We start from the raw sequence: 16,727 nt of genomic DNA on the forward strand, positions 1-16,727 counted from the left end.
TCTTACTTAATCCCTCCGCCGCCTTCAGTGAAATATCATCGCAAATAACGTTAAAACCAGCTGATAACACTATTCATAAATTTAGTAATTAGGATTTTTCTCAGCGAGCAAAGCGTAATCCACCATAACAGCATAAAGGCGCAAAAGTTTTACGTGTATATATTTGTCAGTGCATCCGAAATGCGTTTTAAAAAATCATATTAATAGACTGATTATATTTATTTTTAATGAAATTCCTGCTGATTGCGTCACTTGCATTAACTTACTTTGTCGTGACATTTGCTGACACTTATTTTACATAAGGTCGCTTCTTCTGCCGGGCTGAAATATTCATGGTGCAAATCAATTCATAAGCGTCTATAACCAATTTCTGTGAGAAAGCGCCGTATTCACCTGCCACAGAACGCCAAAACCGTGCTGCGCCATGCATTTATTTGCCCGGAAGCGCTATTTGCGGATACAGAGAGAAGATAATTGTGACGACCCTTAAACCCTTATTAGCGAAAAATCGCAGTTGGGCACTCCAGCGCCGCGAGCGTAATCCAGATTACTTTGAACAATATCTGCATCAGCAGAAACCCCACTCCCTGTGGATTGGCTGTTCCGACAGTCGCGTACCGGCAGAAGTGCTGACCGGCTCGCATCCGGGCGAGCTATTCGTGCACCGCAACATCGCCAATATGGTGCTACCGGACGATGACAACTTTCTCAGCGTACTGCAGTACGCGATTTTTTATCTCGGCGTCGAGCGCATTGTGCTGTGCGGTCACTACGGTTGCGGCGGCGTGCAGGCGGCGCTGGGTCTGCCTGCCAGCCCGTTAGCGCAGGAGGATTCGGCGCTTGCCCGGCGCATTGCCGCGCTGCGCCGCGCGTTGCAGCACGGGCTGGTGGCCTACCACGCCAGTCCCGCGCAGGAAGAGGAGAGCAGTAAGCTTAACCAGCTGGTTGAAGCCAATGTCATCGCCCAGTTTAGCCAGCTGGTGCGCTGCGAGCCGGTGCAACAGGCCTGGCAGGCCGGACAGCAGCTGGATGTATTTGGCTGCGTTTATGACCTGAAGTCCGGCCATCTGAAAGAGTTAATCCAGCAATCGTCAGAGGAACCCTCATCATGAATCTGCAAACGCTTCGTCAGGATATTCCTGCTGGTCTGGTGGTGTTTCTGGTGGCGCTGCCACTGTGTCTGGGCATCGCGCAGGCCAGCGGTCTGCCGCCCTTTGCCGGTCTGCTCACCGGGGTGATCGGCGGTCTGCTGGTTACCGCGCTCAGTCCCTCGCGCTTTGCCGTGAGCGGCCCGGCGGCGGGGCTGGTGACTATTGTTGTGGCGTCAATCCAGACGCTCGGCAGCTTTTCCGCGTTTCTCACCGCGCTGATTCTGGCTGGCGTGCTGCAGTGTATGCTCGGCCTGCTGCGCGCCGGTCGTTTTATCTCACTGGTGCCAGGTAGCGTCATCAAAGGGATGCTGGCGGCCATTGGCCTGCTGTTGATTATGCAGCAGATTCCGGTGGCGCTGGGCGCAGCAAGCGATGCCGGTCTGCAGTCGCTGGTCAGCGGGGAGTTTTCGTTTTCGCTCAGCGCAATGCTGGTGGCCGGTAGCGGGCTGCTGATTCTGTGGCTGTGGACCACGCCCGCGATCAAAGCGGTTAAAGCGCTGAGCTGGATCCCCGGCCCGCTGGTGGCGGTGCTGTTTGGCTGCCTCGCCACGGTGTTGGGCGATCGCCTGTTTCCCAGCCTCGGCGAAGGCCTGCCGCGTATCGTACTGCCGGCGTTTGACAGTATGTCGGCGCTGGTGGCGGAGCTGGAAACCCCTGACTGGCTGGCGTGGCAGAATCCGTCGGTGTGGGTGGTAGCGATTACGCTGGCGCTGGTGGCCAGCCTTGAAACCCTGCTCAGCCAGGAGGCGCTGAAAAAACTGCGTCCGCAGCACCCGGCGCCGTCACCGAATAAAGAGATGTTCGCGCAGGGCATCGGTAACCTGACCGCCGGCTTGCTCGGTGCGATGCCCATTACCGCGGTGATTGTGCGCAGTTCGGTCAACGTCAGCGTGGGTGCCCAAACCAAACTGTCGATTCTGCTGCACGGCGTGCTGCTGCTGATTTGTGGCTTGTGGTTCAGCGCTCTGCTTAACGCGATTCCGCTCGCCAGCCTGGCGGCGGTGCTGCTGTATACCGGCTATAAGCTGGCAACGCCGCGCCTGTTCGTCGAACAGATTCGCATGGGCGCGCAGCAGTACGTGCCGTTTCTTGCCACCATCGGCGGTATCATTGTGTTTGGCATGCTGGCCGGGATTGGTATCGGTATCGCGACGCAGATTCTGTGCAGCATCTACCAAAGCCATCGCAACGCGCTGCAGCTTACCCGCTATGACGACCATTACGTGCTGCGCTTTCAGCAAAACCTGACCTTTATGCACAACCCGAAATTGCAGGGGCTGCTGGCAGAGATCCCGGAAAATAGCGTGGTGATTGTCGATCACGATAACGCCGAGTATATGGATCCGGACGTGAAAGCGGTGCTGCAGGATTTCGGGGATAGCGCCGGTGAGCGCGGTATCCGGCTGAGCCAGTGGCCGGTGGCGGTGAAATAACGTTCCCGCGCGCAGTCATGCAGTTTTTTTCGCCAGAATCGGATATCCCGGATATCCGATTTTTTTATTTATACGGCATAATTGCCGCTCACAGCGCCTGCCTGTTTCACTTACTGCCGGCGGGGCAGGTAGCTCGTCTCTGGCTTTCATGGCAGAGTGAGCGCCGCTCAGTCGCAGAGCAGGGCGACGAATACCGGGTTAATTAGCGAATTATCGCACGGATTTTTCAGGTTAAATGATTGCTGATGCCAGCGAGGGATGGCAGCGATTTCAGGTTACAGGGTTCAGACGTATGCGCGTTAAGCTGTTTGAAGAGAATAATGTTAAAAAGAATGCTCTTTCGCTGTGTCTTATTACGCTGTTCTTCTGCTTTATTGGCAGCCACCTGCGTATTCCCGAAGAGTTTTCCCTGTTCTGGCCGGTGAATGCCCTCATCGCCGGTTTAATGGTGCGCAACCCGTTTTTACACACCACCTCCAGTTATCTGGTGTGTTTTGCCGCCATGATTTTCAACGATACGGTTTTTTCCGGCTGGGCACTGCCAGCGGTGACGATTAATTTTGCCAATATCCTGTTTATCCTGGTGTCAGTCAGCATGCTGATTAAGCATCTGCAATCGCCAACCGCAAACAGCCAGGTGTTCAACGCCATGCGCATCTTTCCGGCGTGCCTGCTCGGCGCGGCAGCGTGTGCCACCTGGGGTGCGTGGGCGCAGGATATCGACTTCAACGCGCGCTTTGTGGTGGCGTGGGCCGACTGGTTCAGCGAGCAGTTCTCCACCTCGCTGATGCTGCTGCCGGTGATGCTGACGCGTCCGTTGCGCAGCGTGCCGCTGCGGACGCTGGTACACCCGGCCAGGCTGCTGCCGCTGCTCGCCGTGGCGCTGTCGCTCACGGTGGGGGCGCTGATTGGTGGCGCGGGCAGTCTGACTTTCCCGGTGCCGGCGCTGATCTGGTGTGCCATTGTTCTGCCGATTCCGATCACCAGCCTGGTGATTCTGTTCACCGGCATCACCGAGATCGTGCTGGTCTCGCACGGCGTGATGAATATTCAGGGCGATGATTCGCTGCTGCCCATCAGCCATCTCACTTCCGCACGGCTCGGCGTGGCCACCGTGGCGCTCAGCCCGCTGCTGGTGGCGGTGAGCATGGACGCCATTCGCCAGCTTAACCATCGGCTGGCATTGCGCGCCAATTACGATTTCCTCACCCAGCTACTGTCGCGCTCCGGCCTGTATGAAAACCTGCGCCAGCAGCCGTTTTCCCTGCAGCGTGAAGCCGGCGTGATTATGCTGGATGTCGACTACTTCAAAGCCATTAATGACAATTTCGGCCATGATGCCGGCGATGGCGTGCTGGAGGAAATTGCGCGCCGTATTCAGCACGTGGTCGGCAGTCGCGGCCTGGTGTGCCGCTTTGGCGGCGAAGAGTTCGTGGTGGTGGTATTTGATTACACCCACAGCCAGCTGTTTCAGCTGGCCGAAGTGATTCGTCAGGCAATGGTGAAAGAGAAGTTCTGGATTCAGGGCAACACCGTGACCGTGACGGTCAGCCTCGGCCTGGCGCGCGGCGGTGCGGTTAACGAACGTGAATGGCCGGGGGTAATCAACCGGCTGGTGTCAGCGGCTGATAAACACCTTTACGTTGCCAAGCGCAACGGCCGCAATCAGACCTCACCGGCAATCGCGCCGCGCAGCATGGCGCATGACGTGGCCTGAGCCACGCCATCGCAGGTTACACGCTGCTTTTCAGCTGGCTGGATTGCTGATGACGCTGCTGCGCCAGCTCAATCAGGCGGGTGATCAGATCGCTATAGCTCAGGCCGGCCGCCTGCCACAGTTTGGGATACATGCTGATGTTGGTGAAGCCGGGTAAAGTATTCACTTCGTTGACAATAATGTCGCCCGTTTCGGTGAGGAACACATCGACGCGCGCCATGCCAAAGCACTCCAGCGCCTGAAACGCGGTAATCGCTACAGCCCGAATGGCCTCGCTGGCTTCCGCACTGATGTCAGCCGGTACCACCACCTGCGCGCCGCTCTCGCTGATATATTTGGTGTCGTACGAGTAAAAGGCGTCGTGCACCACAATTTCACCGCACGGGCTGGCTTCTGGCGCCTCGTTACCCAGCACCGCGCATTCAATTTCACGGCCGCTGATGCCCTGTTCAATCAGCACTTTGCGGTCAAAGCGGAACGCCAGATCCAGCGCCGCGTCGAATTCGTCCGGCTGCGTCACTTTGCTCACCCCAACGGATGATCCCTGATTGGCTGGCTTGATAAACAGCGGCAGGCCAAAGCGCGCAATCACCGCCTGCACATCCAGCGCCGCGCGCTGCGTCTGGGTGACGCTCAGCCACGGTGCCACTTTCAGGCCGGCATCGCGCAGCAGGCGTTTGGTGAAATCTTTGTCCATGCTGACCGCGGAGCCCAGCACATCCGACCCGACAAACGGCAGATTGGCCATGCGCAGCAGCCCCTGCAGCGAGCCATCTTCGCCCAGCGTGCCGTGCACAATCGGGAAGATGACATCCAGCTGCGACAGCGGCTGCGCCTGCTGACGCGTAATCAGCTGTTCCGCGCGGCTGCCGGGCACCAGCGCTACATTTTCACCGGAGCGGTTCAGGGCAATCAGCGCCGGATTGTCGGCGTTGAGCAGAAAGCCTGAAGCGTCATTGAGATGCCACTCGCCCTGTTTGTCGATCCCCAGCAGCACCACGTCGTATTTGTTTTTATCGATCGCCTCAAGAATATTTTTGGCCGACTGTAACGACACTTCATGTTCGGCCGACTTGCCGCCAAATACGATACCTACCCGCTGTTTTGCCATTGCTCTTTGTCCGGTTGCAGTAAAGCGAGCAGCTAAGATAACACGCCCAGGACAGCGCTCAACAGCGCCGCGATTATTCTGCAGTTGATCGGTCGCCAGACCGCATTCAATCGGGCTTTGCCCACTTTATTCATAAATATTCTCCACCGTTTGAGACAAGTCTTGGACGGCCTGAAAGCTGCCTTCTGTCAGAATTTTCCCAATTCAAAGAAAAGTCTGCGGTGGACGATGCGTCCACCGTTTTTTGTCAGGTTTACAGGAGTCGGGAAATGATGGACCAGAAGCAGAATGCCGTGGAGCAGGATGCGCGTTCTGTTGCTCGTATCGAAACCACCGTGGATGACACGCTGTTAAAAAGCGTGGCGTGGATTTGCAAACACTACAAACGCGAGAAGAGTGAAGAGGCGCTGGTCGCCGGCCTGCCAAAAGCGACGCTGCTGTCGCCGTCACAGGCGATGACCGCCCTGAAGAACGCTGGCATTACCGGCGGCATGGTCGAACGCCGCCTGCAGGATCTGCCGGAGCAATTGATGCCGATGATTCTGCTGCGGCAGAACGGCGGCGGCTGCATTGTGCTGTCGCGGCGCATTCACACCAATGAGGAGAATCAGCGCGAGCTGCGCTTCCAGCTGATTATGCCGGAGGTGAGTGATAAAGCGGTGGAGATGAGCCTGGCGGAGCTCAACGAGATTTACGCCGGCTTTGCGGTGATGGCGAAACCGGCGGCGGTACTGGATGAGCGCGCCAGCGAAATGCTGCCGGAGGTCAAAGGTCACTGGCTGTTCAGTACCCTGTGGCGCTACCGTCGTTACTACCGCAGCGCCGCTATTGCCGCCGTGCTGATCAACGTACTGGCACTCTCCAGCATCTTCTTCACCATGAACGTCTACGATCGCGTGGTGCCGAACCAGGCGTTTGTTACGCTGTGGTCGCTGGCGATTGGCGTCACCATCGCCATGATCTTCGAAGCCATTACCCGCTTTGTGCGGGCACATCTGCTGGACATGGCGGGTAAAAAAGCCGATCTGGTGCTGGGCAGCATGCTGTTCCGTCAGGCGTTGTCGATCCAGATGGAGCACAAACCGGCCTCATCAGGCACTTTCGCCAACCAGATCCGTGAATACGAATCGGTGCGCGATTTTGTTGCCTCGGCGACGCTGGCGGCGATTTCGGATCTGCCGTTTATCCTGATGTTTGTCGGCGTGATCTTCTTTATCAGCGGTCCGCTGGCGATTATCCCGTTGATGATGATCCCGCTGATCATCATCGTCAGCGCCGCGATCCAGTGGCCGCTGGCGCGTATCATGAAGGAGAACCTGCGCGATGCGTCGCTGAAACAGGGCGTGCTGATTGAGTCGGTTGAAGGCATGGAAACGCTGAAAGCCGTGGGTGGTGAGGCGCATATGCAGCGCCGCTGGGAGAACTTCAGCGCGCTGCAGTCGGCTAACTCAATGAAGTCAAAACGCTATTCGACGCTGGCAACCGGCGTGGTGACCTTTCTGCAGCAGTTTCAGACCGTGATGCTGGTGGTGGCCGGGGTTTATCTGATCAACGCCGGCACCTTCACCATGGGTGCGATGATCGCCACCGTGATGCTGGCCAGCCGCGCCACCGGCCCGCTGGGTCAGGTGATTGGTCTGGCGGTGCGTTATCAGCAGGCCAAAGCGGCGCTGACCTCGCTGAATAAGCTGATGGAGATGCCGGTCGATCGCGACAGCAGCAAAACTTATCTGACCGATCCGCCGCTGACCGGCGAGATCTCGCTGAGCAATGTCAGCTTCTCTTATCCGGCACCGCCGATGAAGCCCAATCCGGAAATCCTCAAAGACATCTCGCTGACTATCAAGGCCGGTGAGCGCGTGGCGATTCTTGGCCGCATCGGCAGTGGTAAATCGACGCTGTTACGCGTGATGGCGCGTCTGTATCAGCCGGTAAAAGGGCAGATCTCCGCTGACGGACTCGATGTTAACCAGATCGATCCGGCCGACTGGCGCAAAGCGGTGGGCTTCGTCAGCCAGGATGCGCGCCTGTTCTACGGCACGCTGCGCGAGAACGTGATGATTGGCCGGCCGGATGCCACCGCGAATGAACTGCTGCGCGTGCTGAATCTGACCGGTCTCGATCACGTGGCGGCGCGCCATCCGAGCGGTATCAACCTGTCGGTCGGCGAGGGCGGTGAAGGGCTGTCGGGCGGTCAGCGTCAGTTAGTGTCGCTGGCGCGAACCCTGCTGACGCGGCCCAAAGTGCTGCTGATGGATGAACCGACCAGCGCCATGGACAGCATGACCGAAAGCCAGTTCCTCGCCCATCTGCGTCGTGCCAGCGAAGGCCACACGCTGATCGTCGTGACGCATCGTCCGTCAATTCTGGCGCTGGTCGACCGCATCATCGTGGTTGAGGAAGGAAAAATTGTCGCGGATGGCCCGAAAGATCAGGTGCTGGCCGCGCTGGAAGGTAAAGGTAAAACCCGCCAGCCGCCACGTCAGGCGGTAGAGCAGGCGGCGCGTGCACCCGCGCCGGCTAACGATGCTTCGGCAACGTCAGAGCCCGCCGTCGCCGCGGCAGAGGAGGCCGCAGTATGATCAAGTTAATGCCATGGCGCAGCCGCAGCAAAAATCTCTCCGCTGCGGATGCCGAATTCATGAATGACGTGCAGGCGTCCCTGCTGTCGCAAACCACGCCGGGATCGAAACTGGTGATGTGGATCATCATCGCGGTGATTGGCATCGGTCTCACCTGGGCAAACTATGCGCGGGTGGAGGAGATCACCAAAGGCGACGGAAAAGTGATTTCCCGCAGCCGCGAGCAGGTGATTCAGAGTCTGGAAGGCGGCATTCTCGCCGAAATGAACGTGCGTGAAGGCACGGTGGTCAACCGGGGCGATGTCCTGCTGAAAATCGATCCGACGCGTGCGCAATCAAGCTATCGCGAGGCGCTGAGCAAGGTGATTGGCCTGAAGGGCAGCATTGCGCGTCTGCGTGCCGAAGCCTACGCACAGCCGCTGACGTTTGACGAGCAGGTGCAGAGCGATCCTGCCGTGGTGGCGCAGGAGACCAAAGCCTATGAATCACGCAAGCGCGCGCTGAACGACAGCATTAACTCACTGCAGCGCAGCTATGCCCTGTCGATGCGTGAAATTCGCCTGGCGGAGCCGCTGGCGGCGAAAGGATTGCTGTCTGAGGTTGAACTGCTGCGCATGCAGCGCCAGGCGAACGACATCCAGGCGCAGATTGTCGAGCGGCGTAACCGTTACCAGTCTGATGCCAACACTGAACTGGCACGGCTGGAGCTGGAGCTCAGCCAGGTAAGCGAAAACCTGATTGGCCGCGCGGACGTGGTCGAGCGCACCACCATTACCGCACCGGTGCGCGGCACGGTGAAAAACGTGCGCGTCAACACCATCGGCGGCGTCATTCAGCCCGGTGAGCACATCCTGGAAATCGTGCCGCTGGAAGAGCAACTGCTGGTGGAGGGCAAAATCCGTCCTTCTGATGTCGCCTTCCTGCGTCCGGGGCTGCCGGCCAAAGTGAAAATCACCGCCTACGACTTCGCCATCTACGGTGGACTGGATGGCCATGTGGAATACATCAGTCCGGATACGCTGAAAGACGATCAGAAAGCCGCTTCCGGCCGCCCGGATGACACCTATTACCGCGTTTTGATCCTCACCGATAAAAGCACGCTGCACGCAGGCAATAAAGATCTGCCGATCATTCCCGGCATGGTGGCCACGGTGGAAATCCGCACCGGCGAGAAAACCATCCTTGATTACCTGCTGAAGCCGGTACTTAAGGCGAAAGAAGCCTTCCGCGAGCGTTAATAACCATGAAAAATAATAATATGCACCGTCGCGCAGCGGCGCGGCGCCTCTCTTTGCTTGCCGGTTGCATTACGGTCATGATGGCCCCGGCCATCAGCGTAATGGCCGATTCGACCAGTGAACTGATGATGTTTGCCGAGATGAGCGGACATCGCCCGGCCGCCCCCGCTGCGGCACCGGTACGCAGCGTGCCGGTACAGCGCGTGCCCGTTGCGCCGGCCCAGCGCTTTGCAACCGCGCCGGCACCGCAACCGATGTTTACGCAACCTCAGGCCGCGCCGGTTGCGCCACCGGTCGCCGCGCCACGCGCTCAGCCGGCACCAGCACCAGCACCAGCACCAGCACCGGCACCTTCACCGGCACCAGCGCCAGCGCCAGCAGCGCCGATTGCACCGCCGCCGGTACAGCCGGTACAGGGCGGCGGTTTTCTGACGGAGGAGCAGCGCCAGCCGGAACCAAAGCAGACTAATCCGCTGCTGAAATCGGTACGCACTTTCAACCCGCAGCAGCCTGCGCCGGTGCCGGTGAATGAAGCAGAAGTAAAAGCACAGAGCGAGTTCAGCTATGTCAGCCCGCCGGTAGCGGAAACCAGAATCACCGCCGCCGATGCCGCCGTGGCGCGTTCACCGGTCAGCCTGAGCGGCGCGGTGGATGAAACCGTGGCTGAATCCGAGCTGCGGCAGAAATTCCTCTCGGCCGCGCGCATCACCTGGCGCATCAGCCCGGCACTAAAATCATCCGTGGCGCAGACCGATGCCGCCGCTGCCAGCGTGGATGAGGCGAAAGGGCAACGCTGGCCGCAGCTGGATGTCAGCGCCAGTTCGGCGACCAAAGAGTTTGGTGGCGGGGTAAAAAGCGACGGTAGTCAGAGCAACGTGCCGGCGCTCGGCGTGTCGATGGCGACCAACCTGATTGATTTCGGTCAGACCAGCCGCACCATCGAGAGCCGCGAAGAGCGCGTGACCTCGGCGCAGCAGGCAGCGCAGGCGCAGCGTGAAGAGCTGGCGATGCAGGTCAGCAACGCGCTGATTGAGTGGAACAAGCAGCAGCGGATCATTGCCATCAGCCAGCAGTACGTGGCGCGCATGACCGAACTGACCACCATGCTGAGCGGCATTGTGCAGTCAGATACCGGCCGCCGCAGCGAACTGACGCAGGCCAAGGGCCGGCTGCTGCAGGCGCAGAGTTATCTGGAGAATGCCGAGTCACGCGCGCGTGATGTCGAAATCACGCTGAACCGCCTGATGGGCAACAGTCGCGTGACGCTGCCAGCCAGCGATCGCTGGGCGATGAATTTTGGCGATCTCAACCGCCAGCTGGCCAGCCTGGATTATCATCCGCTGATCCTGCGCGCCAGCGCGGAAACGCGAGCGGGGTTTAAAGAAGCGGAGGCGATTAAAGCTTCCGGCCTTCCAAAACTCAACTGGACGGTAACCAAAAGCACGCGTGAGGATCAGCTCGGTCGTCAGCAGGCGTGGCAAACCGGCATCAACGTTAGCTGGGGCCTGTTCCGCGGTGGTTCAACCAACGCGCAGGAGATTGCGGCGATTAAACGCGCCGAAGCCAGTCGTCAGCAGGTGCAGGAGCAGCGGCGCGATCTGGAGAATCGCGTGCGCGCCGCCAGCCAGGATGCACATTCGATGGCCGATCGCGCCGCGCTGTATAAGAGTCTGATTGTCGAGTCTGACCGCATCCGCAAAGACTTTTTCGATCAGTGGTATCACCTCGGACGCCGCTCGCTGCTGGATGTTCTGAGCGCCGAGAGCGATCTGTATAACAATCAGGTAAGCGAAGTGAGCAATCGCTTTGACAGCTACGCGGCGATCATTCGCGGCTACTCCAGTGCCGGCATCCTCAGCCGCTGGCTCACCACCGGACGTTAAGCGTCAGCGCGCTGTGGCGGGTTAGCCGGTACCAGAAATAGCAGCGCAACCGGGATGGCAGCGAACAGCAGCAGGGCTGTGGCGGCGCTGCTGCTGTAGAGCTGCGCAAAGAGTATCGCCCCGACAATTTGCCCAATCGCCAGCGTCAGAAACGCCGCCGCCACGCCAGAGGCCGCATTCTGTGGCGTGGCGGCGGCACCCGCAACCAGCAGAATACCCGACAGCGTGACGTATCCCGCGCCGCACAGCGCCGCCGCCGGTACCAGCCAGTAGCTAAAGTGGGTGAGCGCCGCCAGCAACAGCAGTGGTGCGGCCATCGCCAGCTGCGCCAGCCAGTACACCTGACGCATACCGATGCAGCGTGCCAGCGGACCGGTCAGCGCGCCGAGAATGCCGGCCGCGCCGCTAACCAGCCACAGCATACTGGCCTGGCCCTCGTTCAGGTGGCTGTGCTGGCGTAACACATCCGGTCCAAAACACCACCACGCCGCGCTGGCGACACCGCTAAGAAAAGCGATGATGATTACCCGCTGCAGCGCGCGGTTGTGCAGCCGATCGCGCCAGCCAACCGGCGATCTCTGTGGATCGGCACGCCCGGCGGGCAGGCAATAGCGTGCCAGCAACAGGCTGATTAGCGCCAGCGCGGCAAAACAGCAGCAGGCCGCGCGCCAGCCGCCGGGCATCAGCATAAAAATGGGCACTGACACAATAATGCCCGCGCCGGTGCCGGCGTTGATGAGCGTATTAGCGGCGGTTTGCCGCGACGCGTCAATTTGCCGGCTCACGGCACTGGCGAGCGCCGGGGAAGCCAGTCCGGCACCGAGACCAGCGATAAACAGCCCACCGGCAATCAGCCATGCACTGCTGGCAGCGGCCAGCAGCAGTAAGCCGAGCATGGCCGTCAGCGCTGCCAGCATGGCGGTGCTGCGCACGCCCCAGCGCGCCAGCAGCAGCGTGGCGCCGGGCGTGGCCAGGCAGTAAGCCAGATAGCTGCAGGCGGCCAGCATGCCCGATGCGCGCGGGCTGAAGCTGATCTGTTGTGCCACCTGCGGCATCATCATTCCCCAGGCAAAACGCGCCAGTCCGTAGGTCACGGCGATCAGCATGAAGCCGCTCAGCGTCAGGCGGAGTGAGGCTTTCATGACGTATTCGCCATCAGTTGCTCAGCCGCCAGACGCGCAGTGACCGCGGCCTGCGGACCGTCAATCAACCCGGCCATAATCGCTCCTTCAAACAATATCCAGATGGCATCGGCCAGCGCTGACGGCGAATTTCTGTGCGAGTGCGCCAGGCAGGCACGGATGTAGCCGCGCTGCCAGTAGCGATAATCCAGCGCCTGCGCCGCCAGCTCAGCATCCTGCTCCGCATACTCACCGTACGCTTTGGCAAAAAAGCAGCCGAGCGATCCTTCCGCCCGCATCCACTGTTCCAGCACTGAAAACAGCTGGCTGATGGCTGCCGGATCGTCTGGCTGTGACAATAAATTGGCAAAGCGCTGCCGGCGCGCGGTCATCACCGCGGCAGTTAACCGCTCGCGCGACGGAAAGTGCTGATAGAGCGTACGCGTGGAGACCTTCGCCTCACGGCAAATGTAATCGGTGCTGGTGGCATGAAAACCGTTGTTGTAGAACAGCCGCTCGGCAGCGTTCAGGATATGTTGTTTTTTACGCATACCTTAAAAAGTAAACCGATCGTTTTACTTTTGCAAAGTTGCGGGGGCAAAAATCGGGTGCGAGGCGGTTAATCACCGCCAGTTTCGAGGATGCAGCTTTGAAGGAATTATCAATCAGGAAACGCGCTTAGCCGAGTCGGGCGATGCGTGCTCGGGCCTCATCCAGATGCTGTTGTAACGCGGCGAGGCAGGGCGCAAAACGATCGGAGAAGCCATCGCAACTATTCGTCAGCGACAAAAATTCCTCCGCCAAAGCCAGCGCTTCCCGCCATATATCGCTGCTGACCACTTCCGGCAGGGACGCAGGCCGCAGCGTATTCACGATGGCGCCGCCCGCTCTGGGCGCAAAGCCCATCGGCAGAATGTCGTAAGCTGGCGCGAGGTGATAAGGACGGCCATGGCGACTGATGAATGACAGGTTACCGGCGTGCATGTCGGTATTGCCGATCAGCATGCCGAATGCCCAAAGCCGGGCCGTGCTATTAGCGGCCTCACGCACCCGTCTACCGAGCAGCCAACCAACAGTGCCGCAATCGGACAGTGTGCCACGCAGGCCACGGCGCTGGCCGCGAAATACTCGCCCGCCATAGGTTAATCACCATCACTTTTAGCCCGCTAACTCAGCGGGTTTTTTTGTGCCTGTCACCAGACCGCACAGAACGCCTTCAGAGCGCCGCACAGACGCAACCATTCGACGTATTACCCTCAAATGGATCACCCGCACAGCGTGGCGCTGGTGCAGCCACAGCCCGACAAAATAAACGTCTCACCGACTAAAACGGCGCTACATCGCACCCGCCTGCGGGTTTTGCATCATAAAAATTTTTCAGTTTTATTTTTCTACAAACCGATACGGCTGAGCGCGCTGCTTCTGGCTTTCTGTCGGAGTTCCGCAACTGAAAACTTTGAAAGGGATTTCATTTTTTTCATTTTTGTGGATCTTAGATGGACCTCAATAAAAGCGCATGGCTATAAAATTAAAGGATTTTTTCAAAGTTATGTCGCTCGTTGGATCTTTTATGGATCTCGGATGGTAAAAGCTATTATCCAATAAAACCCAACAGTGGCAGGGAGTTGGGGAATTTCAGAGCACTAAGGGAAACTGGAAAAACATGAAAACAATTTTACTGTTATTATATACAGTAAATGGGTTTGTATGAGGCCAACTAAATGAGGAAAATTTCTATCAACGGCGCACTTTTTTTGTTTATGGCGCGTTGTGAAAAACTTACAGATGATGTGATCTGGAATGAAGCGTGGGGGCCACATAACAGATACGTGCTTTGGCCACTCGGTGAGTTCTGGGATGTAAGATTCAAAAAAGTTGAGAATGGAAGGCTGGAATGGTTGCGCATTGCAGATGAACCATTTTCGAATAAGAATGAAGCGTGGCAGGCTGCGTATGCGCCCTGGGATAAAATTAGTTTATAATTAAGGAGATATTAAAGTGGCATATAAATCAGTTAATTTCTTCAAACTTCATACATATAAAGTCATCGTCCCAATTAATGATGAAAATTTTACTGGAACTTTAAGTTTTGGTAAAGGGAGTATTCCGCGTCTAAGTTTCGATGAATTTTCAAAAGAATTATCTTTAAATTTAAAAAACATTAACTCAGGTCAAGATAATGTAATTTGCCGAGACAGGGATTCAAATGCTAGTTTTACACTGCACGCTATAGACGTTAGAGACCTTACGATTTTTTGTAATTATGTCTCTCTTGGAAATGGTGAACTTAATTTTGATACTTTAGAAATCGTTTTTACAGGGCTATCAACGTGGTTTGAGCAAGTTCAACCGTTTAAGAACGATGGGGATATTATCTCTTGCGATATTAGCATAGATTCATTCAGTGAAGAATTCATTTTCAAGGGCGTCAGCTATAGTATTGAAAATAGTCGAAGGATTGATTTTGAAAGTGAAGGTTTTTTGAAAACCAGCGTCATTACAGAATATAGCATTATTCTGAAGAAAAATGATGGTTTGTTAGGGCTAAATGAGGCCAATGAACTTTGTCATGAGATTAGAAACTTCTTTTCTTTATTAGTTGGAGTGTTTATTTCAATACAAAGCGTTAATACTTATCTGAGTTCCAGTAGTGCAACGTTTAAAAGTTTATATTTCCCTACTGCATTAGATTCCCAAGAACCTCTGAGTGATAAGTCCCATGCATTCAAGAGTTATATTGATATTGTTAGAGATGATTCTTGGGGGTGCATTTTTAAAAATTATTTTAAAAAAGATTCATTTAGAGAAATTTGGAATAGACTTCCAACTTCTTATGAATATAGGGGCGTTTGGGAATATCAGATCTTATCTAGAATAATTGTTCTTGAAATGTTTGCTAGTCACACAACGCCATCCAAAACAGGATATATGGATGAAAACACATTCAATCAGCTAAAAACTAAAATGAAGGAAACTTTAGATAGCTTTGAATCTACAGTTAATCTAAGTGATATTGATAGTGAGGTATTTGGTTTAATCAAAGAAAGAATTATGGGATTGAGAAGGTCTTTCGAGAGGACATTCCAAGGGAAATATAGGTTTTTGATGGCCAAAATGAATGAAGATCTGAAAGATGTTATTGGTTTCACAGATGAAGACTTTAAATTAATTAAGCGCTTTCGTGATGACATTGCACATGGTAATAAATACATTAAAGTTAGTGATGATAATAATATAACGCATGAAACCCAGGTAAGTGATCGTTTGCTAGTGCTGCTAATGTGTTTCTGTTATTTAGAAATGGGCTTTACTGTTAAGCAGGTAATTACTTCTCTAACAAACTTTCGTTGCCCATTTATTCGCAATGCCAACATCAATACACGTTCATTAGATAAGTTTAACGAAAGTGCGAGATTTATTGAGTTATTATCTCAGCCTAAAACTTCAATAGCTCATTATGGAATTTTTTTAGCAATTAAATACGCGTCACATGATAATAGTTATTCAATTGATGAAAGTGTAAGCAATAAGATTAAGTCCGATTTTTTCAAAAGCGGAGCTGGAAGCCTGGAGGATTTTGTTAAGGGCGTCGTTGATTACGAGTGTGAGTTGGAAATATTACACAAGGTTTATTTGAAATGCAATGATTCAGAAACTATTCACCATGGTTCCATTTTGATTAATATTTAAAATTTTTTTTATAAATAAAGGAGCGTGAGATGTTCTGTTCAAATAAAAAAGTAGTAACACCTAAAGGATATTGTTATATTCTGACATGTTACCATAGGCAAAGTTTTAAAAACCTGGCTTGTTCATTTAAAATGATGCAGTAATTCTAATATTAAATGGATTTGGGAATGGAATTAATTAAAAAATGGTATTTCATCGCAGCTGCTATTGTTGGAGCTATTTTTACAATTTCGACAGTAGACTCGGATTTAGTTAAGAAAAACTATAATCTGGTTGAGGAGTGGTATTTATCTACACCATCAATGAGTGGCTCATGGTCATCACGAACTGAAAGTGACAATGAAGGTTCAATTTCAGCAAATGAATGGTTAGAAAACGATAATCAAACAACGATGGATTTGAATGTTTATGATGGTAAGTTCGATGGGATAATTTCAACTCCAGCTATCAGGAATTTTATTCGAGCAACGCCACAAATTACTGATTACTTCTTATTGGAAGGGTACAAACATGCCTTTAGAAAGTCGGGTGTTGGATATGTCTATGAAATTATTATGGGTAAAAAATATCTATTTGCAGTTGTTGACGTAAAGTTAGAAGGCGAAAATCTAGTATTAACTGACAAAACAGAAGGGGGAAGTGAATTTATTCCTAAAGAAATCATCCTTCTAAAAAGGTCGGATGAGGCATTTGGCGAACGTCTTGATGCACATTCCTCGGATGTAGTTAAGCAAAAAATTGAACAATTCAGTAAAGCTCGACAACGATCAGGGGAATGATGCGGTTACAGGATGCGGATTT

The 16,727-nt window shown here is 54.8% G+C and carries 14 protein-coding genes; 10 read left to right on the forward strand and 4 right to left on the reverse strand.

Annotation, left to right across the window (positions count from 1 at the left end):
- Positions 1-470: 470 nt before the first annotated feature.
- The 3 genes from E7738_RS16505 (at position 471) to E7738_RS16515 (ending at position 4,301) form a co-directional block, all read left to right on the forward strand.
- On the forward strand, positions 471-1,112 hold the full coding sequence (locus tag E7738_RS16505; RefSeq protein ID WP_394516350.1) for a carbonic anhydrase: 642 nt from the start codon (positions 471-473) through the stop codon (positions 1,110-1,112).
- 2 nt (positions 1,113-1,114) lie between these two features.
- Positions 1,115-2,584 carry a SulP family inorganic anion transporter gene (locus E7738_RS16510; RefSeq protein ID WP_136545726.1) on the forward strand — a complete coding sequence of 490 codons (1,470 nt, stop codon included), beginning with the start codon at positions 1,115-1,117 and terminating at the stop codon, positions 2,582-2,584.
- 292 nt (positions 2,585-2,876) lie between these two features.
- Positions 2,877-4,301: a GGDEF domain-containing protein gene (locus E7738_RS16515; RefSeq protein WP_058776404.1), complete on the forward strand. Its 1,425-nt coding sequence runs from the start codon at positions 2,877-2,879 to the stop codon at positions 4,299-4,301.
- Positions 4,302-4,317: 16 nt separating this feature from the next.
- On the opposite strand, the gene ddlA is transcribed toward E7738_RS16515, so the two are convergent.
- Complete coding sequence (ddlA, locus tag E7738_RS16520; RefSeq protein ID WP_021509683.1) at positions 4,318-5,412, reverse strand: D-alanine--D-alanine ligase; 1,095 nt, start codon at positions 5,410-5,412, stop codon at positions 4,318-4,320.
- A 269-nt stretch (positions 5,413-5,681) separates the two neighbouring features.
- On the opposite strand from ddlA, the gene E7738_RS16525 reads away from it, so the two are divergent.
- From E7738_RS16525 to E7738_RS16535, 3 genes are read left to right on the forward strand one after another with little or no spacing between them, the layout of a single operon-like run.
- A complete protein-coding gene (locus E7738_RS16525) occupies positions 5,682-7,994 on the forward strand; it encodes a type I secretion system permease/ATPase (protein WP_394515821.1) in 2,313 nt (770 codons plus the stop codon).
- Positions 7,991-9,232 carry an HlyD family type I secretion periplasmic adaptor subunit gene (locus tag E7738_RS16530; RefSeq protein WP_021509681.1) on the forward strand — a complete coding sequence of 414 codons (1,242 nt, stop codon included), beginning with the start codon at positions 7,991-7,993 and terminating at the stop codon, positions 9,230-9,232. Before E7738_RS16525 ends, E7738_RS16530 begins: the two co-directional genes overlap by 4 nt.
- A 5-nt stretch (positions 9,233-9,237) precedes the next feature.
- Entirely contained in the window at positions 9,238-11,115 is a 1,878-nt protein-coding gene (locus tag E7738_RS16535; protein ID WP_394515822.1) for a TolC family protein, read from the forward strand.
- Here the strand turns inward: E7738_RS16535 and E7738_RS16540 are convergent.
- The 3 genes from E7738_RS16540 to E7738_RS16550 all read right to left on the reverse strand — a co-directional run bounded on the left by E7738_RS16540 (position 11,112) and on the right by E7738_RS16550 (position 13,241).
- Positions 11,112-12,257 carry an MFS transporter gene (locus tag E7738_RS16540; protein ID WP_394515823.1) on the reverse strand — a complete coding sequence of 382 codons (1,146 nt, stop codon included), beginning with the start codon at positions 12,255-12,257 and terminating at the stop codon, positions 11,112-11,114. The genes E7738_RS16535 and E7738_RS16540 overlap by 4 nt on opposite strands.
- Positions 12,254-12,787 carry a TetR/AcrR family transcriptional regulator gene (locus E7738_RS16545; protein ID WP_394515824.1) on the reverse strand — a complete coding sequence of 178 codons (534 nt, stop codon included), beginning with the start codon at positions 12,785-12,787 and terminating at the stop codon, positions 12,254-12,256. The genes E7738_RS16540 and E7738_RS16545 overlap by 4 nt, the downstream gene beginning before the upstream one ends.
- A gap of 127 nt (positions 12,788-12,914) precedes the next feature.
- The gene (locus tag E7738_RS16550) at positions 12,915-13,241 is read right to left on the reverse strand and encodes a HipA domain-containing protein (RefSeq protein WP_104093843.1); all 327 of its coding nucleotides are present in this window, start codon (positions 13,239-13,241) and stop codon (positions 12,915-12,917) included.
- 255 nt (positions 13,242-13,496) lie between these two features.
- Here E7738_RS16550 and E7738_RS16555 point away from each other — a divergent pair, with 255 nt between their 5' ends.
- The 4 genes from E7738_RS16555 to E7738_RS16570 all read left to right on the forward strand — a co-directional run bounded on the left by E7738_RS16555 (position 13,497) and on the right by E7738_RS16570 (position 16,705).
- Positions 13,497-13,841, forward strand: coding sequence for a hypothetical protein (locus E7738_RS16555; RefSeq protein WP_394515825.1), 345 nt, complete (start codon positions 13,497-13,499; stop codon positions 13,839-13,841).
- 116 nt (positions 13,842-13,957) lie between these two features.
- Entirely contained in the window at positions 13,958-14,218 is a 261-nt protein-coding gene (locus tag E7738_RS16560) for a hypothetical protein (protein ID WP_394515826.1), read from the forward strand.
- A gap of 16 nt (positions 14,219-14,234) precedes the next feature.
- Positions 14,235-15,926, forward strand: a complete 1,692-nt coding sequence (locus E7738_RS16565; protein ID WP_394515827.1) for a hypothetical protein — start codon at positions 14,235-14,237, stop codon at positions 15,924-15,926.
- A gap of 167 nt (positions 15,927-16,093) precedes the next feature.
- Entirely contained in the window at positions 16,094-16,705 is a 612-nt protein-coding gene (locus tag E7738_RS16570) for a hypothetical protein (protein WP_394515828.1), read from the forward strand.
- Positions 16,706-16,727: the final 22 nt, after the last annotated feature.

Source organism: Pantoea sp. SGAir0430, from assembly GCF_043549295.1.

Coding starts and splice junctions, on each gene's coding strand:
- E7738_RS16515 (WP_058776404.1), top strand. CDS start 2,877: ATGCGCGTTAAGCTGTTTGAAGAGAATAATGTTAAAAAGAATGCTCTT.
- ddlA (WP_021509683.1), bottom strand. CDS start 5,412: ATGGCAAAACAGCGGGTAGGTATCGTATTTGGCGGCAAGTCGGCCGAA.
- E7738_RS16525 (WP_394515821.1), top strand. CDS start 5,682: ATGATGGACCAGAAGCAGAATGCCGTGGAGCAGGATGCGCGTTCTGTT.
- E7738_RS16530 (WP_021509681.1), top strand. CDS start 7,991: ATGATCAAGTTAATGCCATGGCGCAGCCGCAGCAAAAATCTCTCCGCT.
- E7738_RS16535 (WP_394515822.1), top strand. CDS start 9,238: ATGAAAAATAATAATATGCACCGTCGCGCAGCGGCGCGGCGCCTCTCT.
- E7738_RS16540 (WP_394515823.1), bottom strand. CDS start 12,257: ATGAAAGCCTCACTCCGCCTGACGCTGAGCGGCTTCATGCTGATCGCC.
- E7738_RS16545 (WP_394515824.1), bottom strand. CDS start 12,787: ATGCGTAAAAAACAACATATCCTGAACGCTGCCGAGCGGCTGTTCTAC.
- E7738_RS16550 (WP_104093843.1), bottom strand. CDS start 13,241: ATGCTGATCGGCAATACCGACATGCACGCCGGTAACCTGTCATTCATC.
- E7738_RS16555 (WP_394515825.1), top strand. CDS start 13,497: ATGGATCACCCGCACAGCGTGGCGCTGGTGCAGCCACAGCCCGACAAA.
- E7738_RS16560 (WP_394515826.1), top strand. CDS start 13,958: ATGAGGAAAATTTCTATCAACGGCGCACTTTTTTTGTTTATGGCGCGT.
- E7738_RS16570 (WP_394515828.1), top strand. CDS start 16,094: ATGGAATTAATTAAAAAATGGTATTTCATCGCAGCTGCTATTGTTGGA.